At 44.2% G+C, this 16,819-nt stretch carries 16 protein-coding genes and 2 riboswitches; of the genes, 8 read left to right on the forward strand and 8 right to left on the reverse strand.

The annotated features are described in order from the left end of the window. Nucleotides 1-275: 275 nt before the first annotated feature. Nucleotides 276-1,442, forward strand: a complete 1,167-nt coding sequence (locus C4B60_RS15105) for an MFS transporter (RefSeq protein WP_167578680.1) — start codon at nt 276-278, stop codon at nt 1,440-1,442. Nucleotides 1,443-2,109: 667 nt separating this feature from the next. Here the strand turns inward: C4B60_RS15105 and C4B60_RS15110 are convergent. The 6 genes from C4B60_RS15110 to C4B60_RS15135 are packed head-to-tail and all read right to left on the reverse strand — an operon-like array spanning nt 2,110 to nt 8,811. Then, a complete protein-coding gene (locus tag C4B60_RS15110) occupies nt 2,110-3,069 on the reverse strand; it encodes an ABC transporter permease (RefSeq protein WP_245154009.1) in 960 nt (319 codons plus the stop codon). A gap of 28 nt (nt 3,070-3,097) precedes the next feature. Beyond that, nucleotides 3,098-4,672, reverse strand: coding sequence for a sugar ABC transporter ATP-binding protein (locus C4B60_RS15115; RefSeq protein WP_245153997.1), 1,575 nt, complete (start codon nt 4,670-4,672; stop codon nt 3,098-3,100). Then, entirely contained in the window at nt 4,636-5,790 is a 1,155-nt protein-coding gene (locus tag C4B60_RS15120) for a sugar ABC transporter substrate-binding protein (protein WP_104058854.1), read from the reverse strand. Before C4B60_RS15120 ends, C4B60_RS15115 begins: the two co-directional genes overlap by 37 nt. Nucleotides 5,791-5,850: 60 nt before the next feature. Further along, complete coding sequence (mtnA, locus tag C4B60_RS15125) at nt 5,851-6,903, reverse strand: S-methyl-5-thioribose-1-phosphate isomerase (RefSeq protein ID WP_104058855.1); 1,053 nt, start codon at nt 6,901-6,903, stop codon at nt 5,851-5,853. Continuing rightward, nucleotides 6,900-8,117, reverse strand: coding sequence for an S-methyl-5-thioribose kinase (gene mtnK / locus C4B60_RS15130; protein WP_104058856.1), 1,218 nt, complete (start codon nt 8,115-8,117; stop codon nt 6,900-6,902). Before mtnK ends, mtnA begins: the two co-directional genes overlap by 4 nt. 25 nt (nt 8,118-8,142) lie before the next feature. Continuing rightward, the gene (locus C4B60_RS15135; protein ID WP_104058857.1) at nt 8,143-8,811 is read right to left on the reverse strand and encodes a sulfite oxidase-like oxidoreductase; all 669 of its coding nucleotides are present in this window, start codon (nt 8,809-8,811) and stop codon (nt 8,143-8,145) included. Between the two features lie 119 nt (nt 8,812-8,930). Continuing rightward, nucleotides 8,931-9,050, reverse strand: a riboswitch (SAM riboswitch). Between the two features lie 186 nt (nt 9,051-9,236). Further along, nucleotides 9,237-9,346, forward strand: a riboswitch (SAM riboswitch). An 81-nt stretch (nt 9,347-9,427) separates the two neighbouring features. On the opposite strand from C4B60_RS15135, the gene C4B60_RS15140 reads away from it, so the two are divergent. The 7 genes from C4B60_RS15140 (at nt 9,428) to C4B60_RS15165 (ending at nt 14,896) form a co-directional block, all read left to right on the forward strand. Next, entirely contained in the window at nt 9,428-10,654 is a 1,227-nt protein-coding gene (locus C4B60_RS15140) for a 2,3-diketo-5-methylthiopentyl-1-phosphate enolase (protein WP_104058858.1), read from the forward strand. Further along, complete coding sequence (locus tag C4B60_RS15145; protein WP_104058859.1) at nt 10,654-11,322, forward strand: 2-hydroxy-3-keto-5-methylthiopentenyl-1-phosphate phosphatase; 669 nt, start codon at nt 10,654-10,656, stop codon at nt 11,320-11,322. Before C4B60_RS15140 ends, C4B60_RS15145 begins: the two co-directional genes overlap by 1 nt. After that, nucleotides 11,319-11,948 (forward strand): methylthioribulose 1-phosphate dehydratase, encoded by a 630-nt coding sequence (locus C4B60_RS15150; protein ID WP_104058860.1) that lies wholly within the window; start codon nt 11,319-11,321, stop codon nt 11,946-11,948. The genes C4B60_RS15145 and C4B60_RS15150 overlap by 4 nt, the downstream gene beginning before the upstream one ends. Nucleotides 11,949-11,959: 11 nt before the next feature. Continuing rightward, nucleotides 11,960-12,502 carry a cupin domain-containing protein gene (locus tag C4B60_RS15155; protein ID WP_104058861.1) on the forward strand — a complete coding sequence of 181 codons (543 nt, stop codon included), beginning with the start codon at nt 11,960-11,962 and terminating at the stop codon, nt 12,500-12,502. Nucleotides 12,503-12,541: 39 nt separating this feature from the next. After that, on the forward strand, nt 12,542-12,679 hold the full coding sequence (locus C4B60_RS21525) for a hypothetical protein (RefSeq protein WP_167578681.1): 138 nt from the start codon (nt 12,542-12,544) through the stop codon (nt 12,677-12,679). Nucleotides 12,680-12,908: 229 nt separating this feature from the next. Then, the gene (locus C4B60_RS15160; protein WP_104058862.1) at nt 12,909-13,415 is read left to right on the forward strand and encodes a cupin domain-containing protein; all 507 of its coding nucleotides are present in this window, start codon (nt 12,909-12,911) and stop codon (nt 13,413-13,415) included. A gap of 338 nt (nt 13,416-13,753) precedes the next feature. Then, entirely contained in the window at nt 13,754-14,896 is a 1,143-nt protein-coding gene (locus tag C4B60_RS15165; RefSeq protein ID WP_104058863.1) for a CAP domain-containing protein, read from the forward strand. Nucleotides 14,897-14,936: 40 nt separating this feature from the next. On the opposite strand, the gene C4B60_RS15170 is transcribed toward C4B60_RS15165, so the two are convergent. Beyond that, the gene (locus tag C4B60_RS15170; RefSeq protein WP_104058864.1) at nt 14,937-15,920 is read right to left on the reverse strand and encodes a LacI family DNA-binding transcriptional regulator; all 984 of its coding nucleotides are present in this window, start codon (nt 15,918-15,920) and stop codon (nt 14,937-14,939) included. A gap of 60 nt (nt 15,921-15,980) precedes the next feature. Beyond that, nucleotides 15,981-16,811, reverse strand: coding sequence for a carbohydrate ABC transporter permease (locus tag C4B60_RS15175; protein WP_104058865.1), 831 nt, complete (start codon nt 16,809-16,811; stop codon nt 15,981-15,983). Nucleotides 16,812-16,819: the final 8 nt, after the last annotated feature.

The following is a 16,819-nucleotide window of genomic DNA, read 5'->3' on the forward strand; positions in this document are numbered from 1 at the left end:
AGAGAAGATTATCTGAAGAATAAGGTAATATAAGTAAAATACATATTGACAAATCCAAAAGAAGTTTCGCATATACTCGAAACGATGAATGAATAAATAGCAGATCCGATAAAACGTTTTCACAACTGTGTTCACATAGTATAATTAGAAGAAAAAGGAGAGGATTATAATGGCTCTATTCGCCCGTCCCCCTTGTTAATTTTTACCCCGTTTTCCCCGTCCCCCGCCATAGGATGCTGATGATTCAAGCATCTTAAATGAAAGGCGGAGGCACTTTGCAGACAAACCATAATCTTACGTTAATTTACGGAATTAGCTTTTTCTTTTACCTCATTCCCGCTTATGTCATTGAACGGCTTTTTTGGGAACAGCGCGGTATGTCCGTGCTGGATGTTGTACTCGTGGAAATCATTTTTGGGGTAACGGTCATCCTTCTTGAGGTACCATCAGGAATGCTCGCAGACAGGATAGGCAGAAGACCCTTGATCATTTGCGGGATTTTTCTCGAAGGGGTCATGTTTGCCATTATTTTCTTCGCCCATTCTTTTTGGGCGTTTGCATTTGCGATTGTCTGCTCGGGAGCAGGAGGCGCTTTACTGAGCGGCGCTAACAATGCCCTATTATTTGATACACTCGCGAATGGAGAGAAAGAGCAGTATTTTGATTGGCACTTAGGAAGACTTCAGGCAGTAAAACTCATTTCAGCTATATTCGCAGCAATGGCAGGGAGCCTTCTTGCTGTAAGATTGGACTTTGAATTCACGTATCTTCTTTCTCTCTGTAGTATTGGCATAGCTTTTCTTCTTTCATTACTGCTGAAAGAATATTTTACGCCTAGTACTGAGAAGTATGAAAGCTCTGGTACTCAAATCCGTGATTCATTTCTATTTTTCACTGCCAATCCAGCCCTTCTTTATATCCTGATGCTTGGAATTGTGATTGGGTTGGCTGCCAGCTTTACAGAGGAGTTCTGGCAGCTTTATCTAGTAGATGCCGGGATTGCCATTTACTTCTTCGGGATATTTTCAGCTGCGTCTATGGTGATACAAATTCCTGGAGGATTGCTTGCACATTATGTAAAGAATCGCTTCACAAGAAAGGCGCTTTTACGTTCGGCTCTTTTTATTGGAGCGCTATCCCTGATTCTTTCTGCTTTTTCGGTCGATTGGCTGGGGGCTATATCCCTGCTTCTGCTTTTACTCGTATCAGGAATAACGGAACCTATCGTTTTAGGCGCCTTGCATGAAAAAGCCGACGACAAAATGAGGGCAACACTGGAGTCGTTCCATTCCCTGGCCTATCACTCTGTCCTCATCGCAGCAGGTCTCGGATTCGGCTACTTCGCAACCCGTTACACCGTTCCACTGGGCTTTTTATTCCTGGGGATCCTTTGTCTCGCTGCAACATTCAAATCAAAAAAATACTTTCCTAAAAAGACGTAAAGGACTGTGCAAACAGTCCTTTTTTTACCCTCTTATAGTTGCAGTAAAGGGAGCGTAATTTTACTCCTAACAAGAAGATTTTAAAGAACACCATAAGTTATCACGGAGTTGATTGCAGCGGAAGAGGCGGACTCCTGCGGGAAGAAGCGGGGAAGCTGAGATCCATTGGCGCTGCCAATAAGCTCAGCCCCGCCCCGCGGAAAGCATGCCCCTGCAGCGGAAATCAACACGCTAAGTTAAGACGCATTCATTCCTAACACATTAAATTTAGAGCAGAATATGTATTACCTAGGAGTTGATTGCAGCGGAAGGGGCGGACTCCTGCGGGATGAAACGGGAGCTTGAGATCCACTTGCGAAGCAAGTTAGCTCAAGCCCCGTCCCGCGGAAAGCCTGCCCCTGCAGCGGAAATCAACACGCTAAGTTAAAACGCTTTCANCCTAGGAGTTGATTGCAGCGGAAGGGGCGGACTCCTGCGGGATGAAACGGGAGCTTGAGATCCACTTGCGAAGCAAGTTAGCTCAAGCCCCGTCCCGCGGAAAGCCTGCCCCTGCAGCGGAAATCAACACGCTAAGTTAAAACGCTTTCACTCATAACACATCAATTTAAAAGTCATTAATCCCATACAAAAAAGGCTGAAATCTTTCCTTCCAGCCTTTCTTCTCCTATCACGAATCTGTCTTCGTCTTAAAATACGTCAGCGCCAGCGCACCAACCAAAATGCCGCCCTTTACAATATCCTGCGCATAATAAGGCACATTCATCATCGTCAGCCCGTTCAGCAAAATCCCGATAATAATCGCTCCAATAAACGTCCCGATCACATTCGGCTTCCCTGCTCCAAACACAGAATACCCGATCAGTGCAGCCGCTACCCCGTCCATAAGAAGCGAATCACCCGCAGAAACCTGCCCGGTTCCTATGCGTGCCGCCAGCACAATACCGGCAAGCGCTGCAAATACCCCGCTGATCACGTAGGCATACGTTCGGTAGCGGTCCACCGGAACACCGGACAACCGCGCTGCCTCCTTATTACCGCCAGTAATATAAAACAGACGCCCAGCTTTTGTATAATTCAAAAACACATGAACAAGCGCTACCAGCACAACCATTAAAATAACGGGAAACGGAATCGTAAAAATCCGTCCCTGCCCGATAAACTGAAAGGCTGGAATAAAGATCCCCGGAGCCGTTCCGCTGCCATCCGGCATAGGCATATTGCTGTAAATGGAATACCCCTTCGTGTAGGTTAAATGAACGCCATTTATAATGTACATAACTGCAAGTGTCCCGATTAAATCCGGGATCTTAATTTTCACGACGATAAATGAATTAATCAGCCCGATCAATGCTCCAAGCAGTAACGGCACTACAAGTACTACTAATAGCTCCTGGCTGTGCCAAACAAGCAGCGAGGCGCTTGCGACAGTCGCAAGGCTTACTGTTGATCCAACTGACAGATCAAAGCCTCCGACAATCATTGAAAATGTAACACCAATAGCGACAAGCGTTACAATGGAAATGGATCTGAGAATATCGGTTATGTTGCCATACGTTAAAAATTGTTCATTCATCAAACTGAAAAAAATAATAATCAGGCCAAGAGCGATCAGCGTTCCATATTTCATTAGAAAATCGATCACGCCTTCTTTTCGATCACGCTTTTCCGCTTGAGGATAATTGTTCAATTCTATCGGTTGCTTCAACGGTGTTCCCTCCAGTTGCTGCCTGCATGATCTTTTCATGACTCGCCTCAGCATTTGTTAATTCTTCTATAATTTCTCCGTCGTACATCACAAGGATCCGGTCGGCAATTTGAAGGAGCTCATCGAATTCACTGGTGAAATAGACAATTCCTTTTTTCTCCTCTGCCAGTGAGGCGATCAGGCGAAATACATCGTTTTTCGCGCCGACATCAATTCCTTTTGTCGGTTCGTCAAATAAGAAAACACTGCTTTCCCGATTCAGCCACTTTCCAATTGAAACCTTCTGCTGGTTTCCCCCGCTCAAATGCTTTAAAAGAGTCAAAGGCGATGAAGCTGAAATCCCGAGCTCCTTCATCTGAGCGAGCGCCGAATCACGCTCCTTGTTTTGCTGAAGCCAGCCATAGGGTGAAAATGACTTAATGGCAGGGAGAGATAAATTGTCCTTTACTGAAAAGTCGATCAGGATGCCGCTCTTTCTTCGCTCCTCAGGCACAAAGGAAATACCGGCATGAATCGCATCAAGCGGTGAGTGGATTCTCTTTTCAATGCCGTTGATCAGCCAGCTCCCTTTTGTCCTGCTTGCCCCAAAAAGTGCGTTGGCCGTTTCAGATTTCCCCGCACCAACTAAACCGGCAATTCCGACAACCTCTCCTTCCTTCACCTTCAGGCTAAAGCTGCTTCCGGTTTCAGGCACCTTCACATCTTTCACTTCAAACGCAATTTTGCTACCAAGCTCCCGATGTGTATAATCAGCGGATTTCAGTGTTTTTCCAAGCATCTTTGAAATGATTTCTTCAACAGAAAGGTCTTCCGTCTTTTGTACATCTACCACTTTGCCATCCCGCATAATAGTTAAACGATCAGCGATTTTTTTAATCTCATTCATCCTATGAGAAATATAAATCATGCCAATACCTTCATTTTTCAGCCCGGCGATCACTTCAAATAGCTGCTTGGTTTCACTGTCACTTAGAGGTGCTGTCGGTTCATCAAAGATAATGAAGGATGCATTGGCAGCTGAGGCTCTGGCAATTAAGATCATTTGCTTTTCAGAAAGTGAACACTGAGATACAAGTTTGTTCAAATCGATCTTTTTATTGACTCTTTGGAGCAATTCAACAGCTTTCCTTTTTCGTTTTTTCCAGCTCACTGCTCCAAACGGACTGCCTGACAAGGTATCGTCGAGTGTGAGATTTTCAACAACAGAGAGATTTGAAATCAGCGCTGTATCCACCTCCTGCACCACCATGGCAATTCCGTTCTTTTTGGCTTCAGCAGGATTTTTAAAGGAGACTTCCTCACCGTTTAACTGTATTTTCCCTGTATCCTTTGTGTAGTCCCCTGAAAGGATTTTTACAAGGGTGCTTTTCCCTGCGCCATTTACCCCGAGCAAGGCATGGACCTCTCCCGCCTTAACAGAGAAGTCCACATCCTTTAGCACTTGTACCTGGCCGAAGCTTTTTGAAATTTTTCTTACTTCAAGCAGGCTCATTCCCCGTTCTGCTCCTCTAATGCTTTCATCCAATCGGAATAAGCTACATTTGATTGACCCCAGTTTGGAATATGCTCTGAGATATTTGCCATCGTAACGGCTTCCTCCGGTAATTGATCCTGTGTTACAACGGATGGATCAAGTGCATAAATGGCAGGTGTTTCTTCTCCTGCTATTTTCTGATACAGAAATCTAACCTGTACGCTTCCCACTTCAGCCGGATCCGTTGCAGCCGTTGCAACCCATGGACTGTTTTCAGCCTGCATTATTTGAAGGTCTTCATCACTTAAATCAATGCCGTAAACCTTAATATCATCTCTACCTGCTTGTTCAATAGCTCGTGTAACCCCTTTTGCAAACTCGTCATAAGGTGCAAATACTGCATCAATCGAGCCTTCTTCCGGATACTTCTTCAGCACAGCCTCCATTTGACTTTGTGAATCAAGCGCTGTGTTATTGCTGACGCTGCCAAAACGCGCTACTTCTTTTACATTCGGGTAATGCTCAAGAAATGCCTCATAAATTACATTTCTGCGTTCAAGCGGCGTAAATCCGCCTGCCCATACATAAACAATATTTCCTTCACCGTTAATATCCTGAGCAAGTCGCTTTAACGTACCCCAGGCAAGACTATAATCATCCTGACTGATAGCTGTTACGCCCTCAAGCGTAATGTCATTATCAAAGGTAACGACTGGAATGCCTTTATCCAATGCTTCCTGTACCCCTTGATTTAGTGCTTCTGCGCGTCCGTGATCAATTAAAATACCATCAACCCCTTGATTAATTGCCGTTTGAAGATGGTTGGCCATCTGAGCAAGATCATTGTTTGCATTGTAAACCTGAACCTCACCGCCAAATTTCTTCACCTGGCTTTCCACTCCGCTTACATATTGTGAAGCAAAGGTGCCTGTTGAAAATTCCATAATCGCCGCAATTTTTAATGGCTGCTGCACAGCTTCCGGAATCTCTGCGTTTACGGGAGCTTCTTCGCCTGAGGTATCTTCAGATTCCTGTGCCTGTGTATCTTCTGTGCTTTCATTAGCTGCAGCTTCATCATCGTTTGCCGCTGATGGCTGCTGATCCGTGCACCCTGCAGCAAAAACGGAAAAGACCAATAGTAGTACAAGCAGTTTTAATCCCTTTTTCATTTCATTCTCTCCTCTAATTTTAGTAAATTACCGTGCTGAAGGATGAAAGTATAAAAGAGCTTAAACTAGCTCTTTTACCCTCTTAAGCTCTTCTGCATAGTTTCCTTTTACGATTCCTTTTTCCGTGATAATTGCTGTAATCAGCTCGTTCGGTGTGACATCGAAAGCCGGATTATAGACATTAACATTTTCCGGGGCGACGCGTGTACCGGCAATATGCGTAATCTCTTCGCTTGAACGCTCTTCAATCGGGATTTCTCTGCCGTCCTGGATGGCTAAATCAATGGTAGAAAACGGGGCAGCGACATAAAACGGGATGTTGAATGCTTTCGCTAAATGCGCAAGACCGAGCGTCCCAATTTTATTGGCTGTATCTCCGTTTGCTGCAATTCTGTCTGCTCCTACGATGACCGCATCAACATTTTTGCTTTGCAATACATGTGCTGCCATATTATCTGTAATCAGCGTCACGTCAACGCCTGCCTGCTGAAGCTCCCAGGCTGTCAGTCTCGCTCCCTGCAGGACCGGCCTTGTTTCGGTTGCATAAACGGAAAGCTCCGCCCCTTTTTCCTTTGCGATATAAAACGCTCCAAGTGCGGTTCCGTATTTAGAGGTGGCTATTCCGCCTGTATTGCAGTGTGTTAGGACAGTCGCACTTTCCGGGAATAAAGAAAAGCCGTACTCCCCGATTGCTCTGCATGTTTGTTCATCCTCCTGCTGAATCAGGATGGCCTCATTGACTAAGACAGACTTGATCTCTTCCACTCCGTGAACCGCTTGAACGCTTTGCACAAGACGGTTTAATGCCCAGTAAAGGTTAACGGCTGTTGGCCGTGAAGAAACCAGATAGTTGACCTTTTCTAAGAGTTCTTTTCGAAAATCCTCTTCAGAAGTATAATCTGACTGCAGTCCCCATAAAGCCAGTCCATAGGCTGCAGTAATACCGATTGCAGGCGCCCCTCGGACCTTTAAACTGTGAATGCTTTCCCAAACCTGCTCGATTGTTGTTAAAAAAATAAATTCGATTTCACCAGGAAGCTTTTGCTGATTCAATAGTTTGATGGAATCACCTTGCCAGGTCATCGGTTTAATAAAATCTTTTGTAATCGTCATGATTGATCTCCTCCGATCCATGTAACAAGCTCGGAAATGGATGTAAATGTATTTCTTTTTAAAATTAGCTCCTGGCCAAGCTCAAGGGCTTTTCGTTGTACCCGAAGTCTGCCCTCTTCATTTTCAATCCCATCCACATCCTCCACATGAGCAAGCCCTATGATTCTGCGAATGACTTTACAGCCTGCAAAACCGATAGCATCGGTCCGTATTTTATCAAGCAGGTAGTCTGCATATTCGTCTGTTCTGCTTTGCTCATCGATTCCTTTTTTCTTTAGCAGATCTCTGTACTGCTTTTCAAAAACCTCCCATGTCTTCACAGCAGTTTTAAGCAGGTACTGTCTTGATGCCTGTTTTTTCTGTTCATCTGTCTGACGCTCGTTTTGAGCAAGATAGTTTAAAAAGAGATTGGCTAAAAAAGCACCGGCATCAAAGCCTGCAGGTCCAAAAAAGGCGAATTCCGGATCGATTACCTTTGTTTCTTCGTTTGTTACGAAAATACTGCCGGTATGTAGATCCCCATGCAGCAGCGTTTCGCCTTCTGTTAAAAATTTCTTTTTTAACTTTGCCACTTCAAACTTAAGCCCGCTGTTTTGCCAAAGAGCTTCTACATCCTCTCTTAACTCCTCTGGGAAGCTGTTCGTGTCTGCATTGTAATAGGGATCCGAAAAAACAAGCTTTTCTGTGATGTCACAAAGATCCGGGTTAATAAACTGTTTTGCCAGCTTCTTTTTTTCCACCGGCCCAAGGGCTTCATCAGATGCACTGAATAAGGTTTGAGCAAGGAATCTTCCTACATGATCTGCAAGATGCGGGTAGGTTTCCCCTTCAATTAGCCCTTTGCGAAGGATTGTAAAGTCTGACAAATCCTCCATGACCGTCAGTGCATAGTCCTCGTCCGAGCCATACACTTCAGGTACAAGATCGGGAACTGTTTTTGCAGCGTGTTTTAGTGATGAAGCTTCAATCCGTGCACGCTCAAGTGAGAGCGGCCAGCTTTCTCCCACAACCTTGGCGTAAGGAAGTGCCTGCTTTGCCACAATGGTTTTGCCGGTTACCTCATCTTTTACGATAAAAACATAATTTAAATTACCATCCCCTACCTCCTTGCAGGATGCTTTTTCTTTATCAGTTAAAAGCCTTTTGTCCTCAAGGTAAGAAAGGACGCTCCTTTCGTTTAGTTCTTTATATGAATGCGTTTGAGTTAACGTCATTTGTACTCTCCCTTTCTTTTACTCTTTAATCGAAGTCCTTCTTTTTCCATTCGTCCTCAGGGATATCAAGATCCTCCCCTGAAAACCTCTCTTCCTTAAACACATCTCCGTAATGATGAAATCCGTTTTTTTCCCAAAATCCATTTCGGTCTTTGCTCATAAATTCAAAGCCGCGCAGCCATTTCACGCTTTTCCAGAAATATAAATGCGGAACAATGAGACGCAATGGCCATCCATGCTTAGGTGTCAGCGGTTTTCCTTCATAGGAATGAGCAAGTAAAATGTCATCCCGTAATAGATCCTCTATTGGCAAATTCGTATCGTAGTCATGATCGCCATAAATCATGATGTGTGTAGCCGAAGGAGGAATTTCGATAGCTGCTTCTTTCAGGAAATCGAGAAACTTGATTCCTTTAAATTCATTATCGAATTTTGACCACCTTGTAACACAATGAATGTCTTTTACAATCGTAGACTGTGGCATTCGCATCAATTCTTCATACGTGAAGCTGCGACTTTTTATTCCTTCTCCAAAAATGCTAAGCTCCCACTTAGTTAAGTCGTATTCCGGCACTTCACCTTCATGGAGGATGGGAAATTTCTCCGTCAGTGTCTGTCCAGGCGGCAGTCTGCCCCCGAATGTATCCTTTTGATCAGGAATTCTTGAATTCTTTATCCGCTGTGCTTTATTCATCAATCATTCCTCCTTATTTCACGAGGTCTAAGGCACTGAATATCCGTACGTCAGAGCTTTTAAATATAAAAAAGCCTCTTTCTAGTTAAAGAAAGAGGCGGAAAAATACAGGATCCTACCTCTTATCTCTCAGACTGGTGTGTCTGTTGGATGTAGCACCGTGCCTTCAAGCTTAATCTGCTTGAGGCCGGTTGCCGGGCTTCACAGGGCCAATTCCCTCTGCCAACTCTCGATAAGAGTAATTCTATTTAGTTACAAAATTTTCATTTTTATTAATTCATAATTGCAAGTTTACGAAGCTTACGGCTGTTTGTCAATCCATTTTTAGAATAAATATTTTTTTCAGATAAGTTGTTGACAGGTTAGAAAAATTTTGCAATAATTCACTACATGCTTTTCTATATATCTAACTAAATAACAACAATCTCTTATAAAGAGCAGGTGGAGGGACGAGCCCGATGAAACCCGGCAACCTGTTTCAGCGTCAAGCTGATTCAAGGTGCTAATTCTCACAGTGCAAGCTGAAGGATAAGAGGAAGACCCTTACTTTAACGATGTCCTCTTCCTCCTTTGGAAGAGGACTTTTATTTTTTTCAAAATCGAGAGGCGGCTAATTATGACGACTGTTACAGCAACGTATTATGTTCACGACCAAAAAGGAGACCTTGAGAAAAAAGCAGAATCTATTGCATTGGGCTTAACGGTAGGGTCCTGGACCAATCTCCCGGCCGTTGATCAGGAGCAGCTGAAAAAACATAAAGGCGAAGTGATTTCAGTTCAGGCGGTCGAGCCTTCCCCTGCAAGCGGACATTTCACGTCAAAAAGAACAGCTGGTGAAATTAAAATCGCCTACCCTGCTGCTAATTTCAGCGCAGATATTCCGGCTATTTTAACGACTATCTTCGGCAAGCTGTCTCTTGATGGGGAAATCAAGCTGACCGACATTGACGTGAGCGAATCACTGCTGAAAGCCTTCCCCGGTCCTCAGTTTGGAATTGATTCAATCCGAGAAGAGCTGAATGTGTATGACCGGCCGCTCCTTATGAGCATTTTCAAGGGAATCCTTGGACGGGATCTTGATGAATTCAGCAAACAGCTTAAGGCTCAGGCAGCAGGCGGTGTTGACCTGGTTAAGGACGATGAAATTTTATTTGATAATCCTTTAACTCCTTTTGAAGAGCGTATTGCCATCGGCAGACAGGTATTAAATATGGAATATGAAAATAGCGGACATAAAACTCTATACGCTGTTAACCTGACCGGTCGGACCTTTGATCTGAAGGAAAAAGCAAAAAAAGCTGTGGAGTTAGGCGCTAATGCCCTGCTGTTTAATGTTTTTGCTTATGGACTGGACACGCTTCAAGCTCTTGCAGAAGATCCGGATATCCATGTGCCGATTATGGCGCACCCGGCCGTTTCCGGTGCATTAACGGCGTCACCGCTTTACGGCATTTCAAATCAGGTGCTGCTCGGGAAGCTGCTCCGGTTAGCTGGAGCTGACTTTGTACTCTTCCCTTCTCCATATGGCAGTGTCGCGATGGAAAAGGGGGAAACACTCGCTATTGCCAATGCCCTGACGTCTGAAGGAAGTCTAAGAAAAGCCTTTCCGGTGCCATCTGCCGGGATTCACCCAGGGCTCACGCCAAAGCTGATCCAGGACTTTGGTACAGACAGCATTATTAATGCGGGCGGAGGTATTCACGGACACCCGGAAGGAGCTGCTGCCGGGGCGAAGGCTTTCCGCGATGCGATCGATGGAATCGTAAGCGGCCAATCGCTGGATGAAGCTGCATCAAACTCCGCTGAGCTCGAGACGGCTCTTACTCTTTGGGGGCGTGGATAATGAAAAAGAAAAGAATCATTTTCTGTGATTTTGATGGGACCATTACTACGTCCGACAATATCATCGCGATCATGAAAGAATTTGCTCCTCCTGAATGGGAAGGAATTAAAGACCGGATTCTTGCACAGGAAGTTTCTATACAGGAAGGCGTTGGTGCTCTGTTTAACACCCTCCCTTCCCATAAAAAGAATGCTATTGAAGACTTTTTGTTTAGCCAGATAGTCATTCGGGATGGCTTTGAAGAATTCGTATCCTATACCCGCAAGGAAAATATTGAACTAAAGGTTGTAAGCGGAGGAATCGACTTTTTTGTTTATCCCCTTCTAAAGCCATACGGACTCGAAAAGGATATATTCTGCAACGGCAGCGATTTTTCCGGGGAGAGAATTCGAATTACTTGGCCTCATGCCTGTGATGAGAACTGCTCAAACGGATGCGGCTGCTGCAAGCCAAGTATTCTCAGAACCTATCCGGCTCAAGACTATTATAAAATTGTCATCGGTGATTCAGTAACTGATCTTGAAGCAGCTAAGATTGCTGATCATGTGTATGCCTGTGATGACTATCTGGCAGATAAATGTGAGGAGCTAGGTCTTACGTATACGCGTTTCCATTCCTTCCATGAAATTATTGAAAAGCTTGAGCATCAAAAGGAGGCGGTTTCTTGACATCCTTATCCACCCTTTATACAGAAAGATGGCAGGAGCTTGCCGAAATTAAAGATGAGCTTGCTGAGCGCGACTGGTTTCCGGGAACGAGCGGAAATTTATCGATAAAGGTGCGAGATGAACCGCTGCAGTTTCTTGTCACGGCAAGCGGAAAAGATAAACGGAAGCGGACCCCGGAGGATTTTATTTTAGTAGATGAAAACAGCCTTCCAGTGCATGGCGGAACCCTCCGTCCATCCGCTGAAACCGTCCTGCACCAGAAAATTTACCAAAAAACAAATGCCGGCTGCTCGCTTCATGTTCATACAGTTGCAAACAATGTGATATCCGAGCTTTACGGAGATGAAGGAAGAATTACCTTTAAAGGTCTTGAACTGATTAAAGCCTTCAATATCTGGGAGGAGGATGGAGAAATCACCATCCCGATCATCGACAACCTATCAGATCTCCCTGCTTTAGCGGAGCTTTTGGCTGAACAGATTACCGACCAGACCTATGGTGTTCTGATTCGCAATCACGGGATTACCGTTTGGGGTCAAAACGGATTCGAAGCTAAAAAACATTTAGAGGCATTTGAGTTTCTATTCAATTATCAGCTTACTCTTTCTTCATTTAAAAAATTTTAGGAGGAATTAATATGGCGACGATTAAAATCCGCAACACAAACGAGGTAATTGAAGGAGAAGAAAACGTACTGCAATTCCTTGAAGCACAAGGCGTTCTTTATGAAAAATGGGATACAGCAAAGCTACCAGCTGCTCTGCAAAACGAAACGCATATTAATGATGAGGATAAAGAGCAGGTGCTTTCAACATTTGATTCAGAAATCCGATCCCTTGCCGAAAGACGCGGCTATCATAATTGGGATGTTATCGCGTTAAATGAAAAAACCCCTGATCTTGATGCGCTGCTTAAAAAGTTTGAGCAGGTTCACACACACACTGAGGATGAAGTCCGCGCCATCACTGCAGGTTCCGGGATTTTCATTATTAAAAGTGAAGACAAAGGCTATTTCGATGTGAATTTAGCGCCTGGAGATGTAATTTCTGTTCCCGTTAATGTCCCCCACTTTTTCACCCTGACAGATGAGCGTCAGGTAGTCGCTGTCCGGTTATTTATTGAAAAAGAAGGCTGGGTTGCCCATCCATTCCAGGACCCTGAATTTGAACAGGCAAAATAATCCCTTCTCATTGTTCTTTTCGGAAAGCATTGCCTAAAAATGAACCAGATACAAAAGAGAGCTTGGGAAATAACAATTACTGAAAAAGGTATAACATTTAATAAACGTGAGGTAAACGGAGCGGAAGATGGCGACTCCTGCGGGATGAAGCAGGAGCTTGAGATCCACTTGCGCTAGCAAGTTAGCTCAAGCCCTGCCCCGCGGAAAGCGTCCATCTGAAGCAGAGTGAACCGGGTATAAGAAGCTGAGATAAATTTTTCTCAGTTTCTTTTTTTGCCGTTTTACTTATAATTTTTTTCGCTGGAAATTCAGCCTCTTAAATGCATTTATTGCGAAAAAATGTATTTACCTACCTGTGTAGTTCTTTCAAAAGCGGGTATACATTTACCAAAGAGGAGGGATTTCTATGACTGCCGATGTAACACTATATCCATTTGAAGACGATGGATCTATCCCAAACAACCAACAGCTTTCTGTGCTGGTTTATGAAGGCGCATTTAAGGATAATCCTGATAGCATTGAAAAGACCTTTAATGAAAATAATTGGGGAAATAGCTGGGTTGGGGGTGTCCATGACTTTCACCACTACCATAGCAATACCCATGAAGTACTTGGCGTTCAATCCGGATCTGCCATGCTGCAGATTGGCGGCGAGGAAGGCAAGATGATTAATATCGAAGCCGGTGATGTGCTGGTGCTTCCAGCCGGTACGGGACACCGGAATATGAAAGCTACTGAAGACTTTAGAATTGTGGGCGCCTACCCTGAAGGTGCTGAATATAATATGCGTACTGGAGAACCAGGCGAACGACCGGATGTTCTTGAGGAAATATGGCACGTCCCGCTTCCTGATACAGATCCCGTTTACGGGAAGGACGGCCCCCTGCTATCCAACTGGACACTCAGCCGGTAACAGTCGAGGCTGGAAAAATAACTAGACAAAAAAGGTATGTGTTTAGTGTTTATTTGTTTACGTAACGTGAGGTAAACGGAGTGGAAGGGGGCGACTCCAGCGGGAGGAAGTGGGAGCTTGAGATCCACTTGCTGAAAGCAAGTTAGCGAAGGGCCCCGCCCCGCGGAAAGCGTCCCCCTGAAGCGCAGTGAACCGGGTAAAAGGTTGAGACACATATTTGTCTCAACCTTTTTTACTTGCTTATTCACCACTTCTTAACAATTTGAATAGCGTAAAAGAGCTCTGCCTTTATACCAATCAGGCTTTTAGGGTAAAATAGCAGCATAGGGGTGAACTACATGAGAAAACTATTTCTTCTGCTGCTATTAGTCATTGCTGTGTTCATCTCAAGACCGCTTTGGGAGGATAAAGTTTCTCCTTATGCAGATCTTTCATTTATGGATACAATTTCTGACCGGGTTTTATCAGTCATTGAAACACCAAATATATCTAACGCACTGGAAACGTTCACGGACACGATCACAGCCATCATTGTGGATATCGACGATGCAGTCCAGCAGGCACCAAGAATTCAGTCTGATGAGCCCGCTCCAAGTGTTGAAAAACCTGATCTTTCCATTCCGACAGAGCAGGTCTTCTCGATCTACAATATAAAGCTGGGCGATTCCAGGGATCAGGTTGAACAGGAGCTTGGCGAGCCTGCACGTCAATCCCAAAATGAGTTCGGCTCTAGCTGGTATGCCTATCATGAGAATTTCGGAAACTTCGTCATGGTGTCCTACAACGAAGACGGGCTTGTGAATGGCCTCTTTACGAATCAGGACCTCATTACCTCTTCCATCGGCGTAACGCTTGAAAGCTCCAAAGAAAATGTCCGCAAAGAGCTGGGCGACCCGCTTACAACGATCCGCAAGGGTTTAATACGATATCAGCTTCAAAATGACGGGGAATACGATGTTTATCAGGTGGATGATGCATACGCCACAATCTTCTACGATAAGCATGAAGACTATACCGTTACCGCTGTGCAAATTATCCATGAAAGTCTTGAGAGTGAACGTACAGAAATTTATACAGAGCCGTCTGATTCATTAAAACAAGGCTTTGAGTATCAGCTTTTTGATTTAACCAATGCGGCACGTGTCGAGCATGGTCAAAGCGTTCTGACATGGGATGAACAGGTCAGGGAAACAGCCAGAAAGCATAGTCTTGATATGGCTGAAAACTCCTACTTTGACCATACTAACCTTAATGGACAATCCCCTTTCGACCGGATGAAAGAAGATGGGGTCAGCTATAGAGTTGCCGGGGAAAACCTGGCTTACGGACAATTTAGCAGTATTTACGCCCATGAAGGCCTTATGAACTCATTAGGCCACCGGGAAAATATTTTAAAACCTGAATTTGGCTATCTTGGTGTAGGCGTTGCTTTTAACGACGATTCACAGCCTTATTTTACTGAGAATTTTTTTAATAAGTGACAAAAAAGGAGACCCGCTTAAAAAAAGCGAGGTCTCCTTTTTATTTTACAGATTTTCTTGTAATTAGTTCTGTCGAAAGCTTGTAGTAGGAATTCACTTCCACACCGGCAAGCTGCTGAAGAATAATATGCATCGCAAGCGCCCCAGCTTCATACTTTGGCTGACGAATCGTCGTAAGCGGCGGTGTCATGAACTCTGCCAGCTGAATATCATCATACCCAATAACTGAAATATCCTCAGGGATCCGGATTTTATTTTCCTGGAACGCCTGAATGCCTCCAATCGCCATTTCATCATTTGCATAAAAGACTGCTTCAGGCAGCCGCCCCTGGGCAATGAGCATTTTCGTTGCTCTGTACCCTCCTTCGCGGGTAAAGTCACCGTGAATTTCCCATTTCCCGTTCACATCAAGCTTGTACTCTTTTAACGCAGTAGCATAGCCTTTGTACCGCATTTTACTGTCATGAGAGCGTGGAGGTCCGCTAATAAACGCTATATCCTTCAAGCCTTTTTCGATTAAATGTTCTGTCGCAACAAAGCCGCCCTGAAAATTATCAACCTCCACCTGAATAACAAATTCATTTTCAAGATGGCGGTCCAATACAATGATCGGAAACCCCTGGCGTGCTGATTCAACGATCACTTCATCTGAAATATTATGAGCTAAGATTATCGCTCCATCCACCCGTTTTTCTTTTAAAAACTTGGTGGCCGTGGATAGCGGCCCTCCTTTAGAGCTGCAGGCAATGAGATCATAGCCGTTTGCCACGGATACTTCCTGCACTCCTTTTGTCAGCTCAGAATAGTAAGGTCCCGCCAGATCACTTAGGATTAAAGCAATTGTATTTGTTTTTGTCCGCTTCAAATCAGAGGCAAAGCCGTTTTTTTGATAGTTTAATTGGCGTGCTGCACCAATCACTTTTTCTCTGGTTGCCGGGCTGATTTTCTCACTGCCATTTAGCGCATAAGAAACCGTTGAAATGGCTACTCCCGCGAGCCTGGCTACATCTTTTATTGTTGCCACAGCTTATCCTCCCATTCGTTTCTCTGTATCAAGTATACATGACGTCATCGTACTACCCTTTTATTTTAACCCGGAAGTAGTAAAACCTTCCACAATGTATTTTTGAAAAAAAGAAAAAATGATAATGATTGGAATAACCATAAAGGCTGCTCCTGCCATTTGGAGCGCAAAGTTACTCGCGTATTGCCCTTTGAGTAAAGATAGCCCTACTGACAATGTATAAAGCGATTCATCGTTTGCAATGATCAAAGGCCACAGGAAGCTGTTCCAGGCAGCAATAAAGGTCAGGATCCCCTGCACGGCAAAAATAGGCTTTGAGATTGGCATAATCAGACGGAAGAAAATATAAAACTCCCCTGCTCCATCAAGTCTTGCCGCTTCGATCAGGTCTGTCGGAATTGTTGCCATAAACATTCTGAATAAAAAAATGCTGAAAGCAGCAGCGAGCCCAGGCAGCACGATTCCTGCCATTGTGTTGATCAGTCCCATTTCATTTAAAAGCAAATACACGGGAATCATCGTTACCTGACCTGGAATCATCATGGTCGCAAGCACTAAATAGAAGACTTTTTCTTTATTTTTAAAATGGTATTTTGCAAACCCATAGCCAGCCATGGCATTAAAGAACAGGCCGACAAAGGATAATAAAACAATGATTAATGTATTTCTTAAGTAAATGCCAAAGTTTAAATTAGTAAATAGGTTGATATAATTTTGCAGGGTTGGATTTTCCGCAATTAATGTCGGCGGCATCTGAAGTATTTCATTTTCAGGCTTAAAGGAGCTTGAAATCATCCAGAGAAACGGCAGGGAAACAATTAATCCTCCCACCACCAGCAAAATTGTTGCAATCCATTTTTCTGCGTTATTTTTAGCTTTTCCTGAAGGCATTGATGTCA

Source organism: Jeotgalibacillus proteolyticus, assembly GCF_002926065.1.
In the GTDB taxonomy this organism is placed as follows: domain Bacteria; phylum Bacillota; class Bacilli; order Bacillales; family Jeotgalibacillaceae; genus Jeotgalibacillus; species Jeotgalibacillus proteolyticus.

What these genes read in the sequence shown, in the direction of transcription:
- mtnK (WP_104058856.1), bottom strand. Translation starts at nt 8,117, where the DNA reads ATGACGTTAACTCAAACGCATTCATATAAAGAACTAAACGAAAGGAGC.
- C4B60_RS15165 (WP_104058863.1), top strand. Translation starts at nt 13,754, where the DNA reads ATGAGAAAACTATTTCTTCTGCTGCTATTAGTCATTGCTGTGTTCATC.
- C4B60_RS15120 (WP_104058854.1), bottom strand. Translation starts at nt 5,790, where the DNA reads ATGAAAAAGGGATTAAAACTGCTTGTACTACTATTGGTCTTTTCCGTT.
- C4B60_RS15140 (WP_104058858.1), top strand. Translation starts at nt 9,428, where the DNA reads ATGACGACTGTTACAGCAACGTATTATGTTCACGACCAAAAAGGAGAC.
- C4B60_RS15160 (WP_104058862.1), top strand. Translation starts at nt 12,909, where the DNA reads ATGACTGCCGATGTAACACTATATCCATTTGAAGACGATGGATCTATC.
- C4B60_RS15110 (WP_245154009.1), bottom strand. Translation starts at nt 3,069, where the DNA reads ATGAAATATGGAACGCTGATCGCTCTTGGCCTGATTATTATTTTTTTC.
- C4B60_RS15175 (WP_104058865.1), bottom strand. Translation starts at nt 16,811, where the DNA reads ATGCCTTCAGGAAAAGCTAAAAATAACGCAGAAAAATGGATTGCAACA.
- C4B60_RS21525 (WP_167578681.1), top strand. Translation starts at nt 12,542, where the DNA reads ATGAACCAGATACAAAAGAGAGCTTGGGAAATAACAATTACTGAAAAA.
- C4B60_RS15155 (WP_104058861.1), top strand. Translation starts at nt 11,960, where the DNA reads ATGGCGACGATTAAAATCCGCAACACAAACGAGGTAATTGAAGGAGAA.
- C4B60_RS15145 (WP_104058859.1), top strand. Translation starts at nt 10,654, where the DNA reads ATGAAAAAGAAAAGAATCATTTTCTGTGATTTTGATGGGACCATTACT.
- mtnA (WP_104058855.1), bottom strand. Translation starts at nt 6,903, where the DNA reads ATGACGATTACAAAAGATTTTATTAAACCGATGACCTGGCAAGGTGAT.
- C4B60_RS15135 (WP_104058857.1), bottom strand. Translation starts at nt 8,811, where the DNA reads ATGAATAAAGCACAGCGGATAAAGAATTCAAGAATTCCTGATCAAAAG.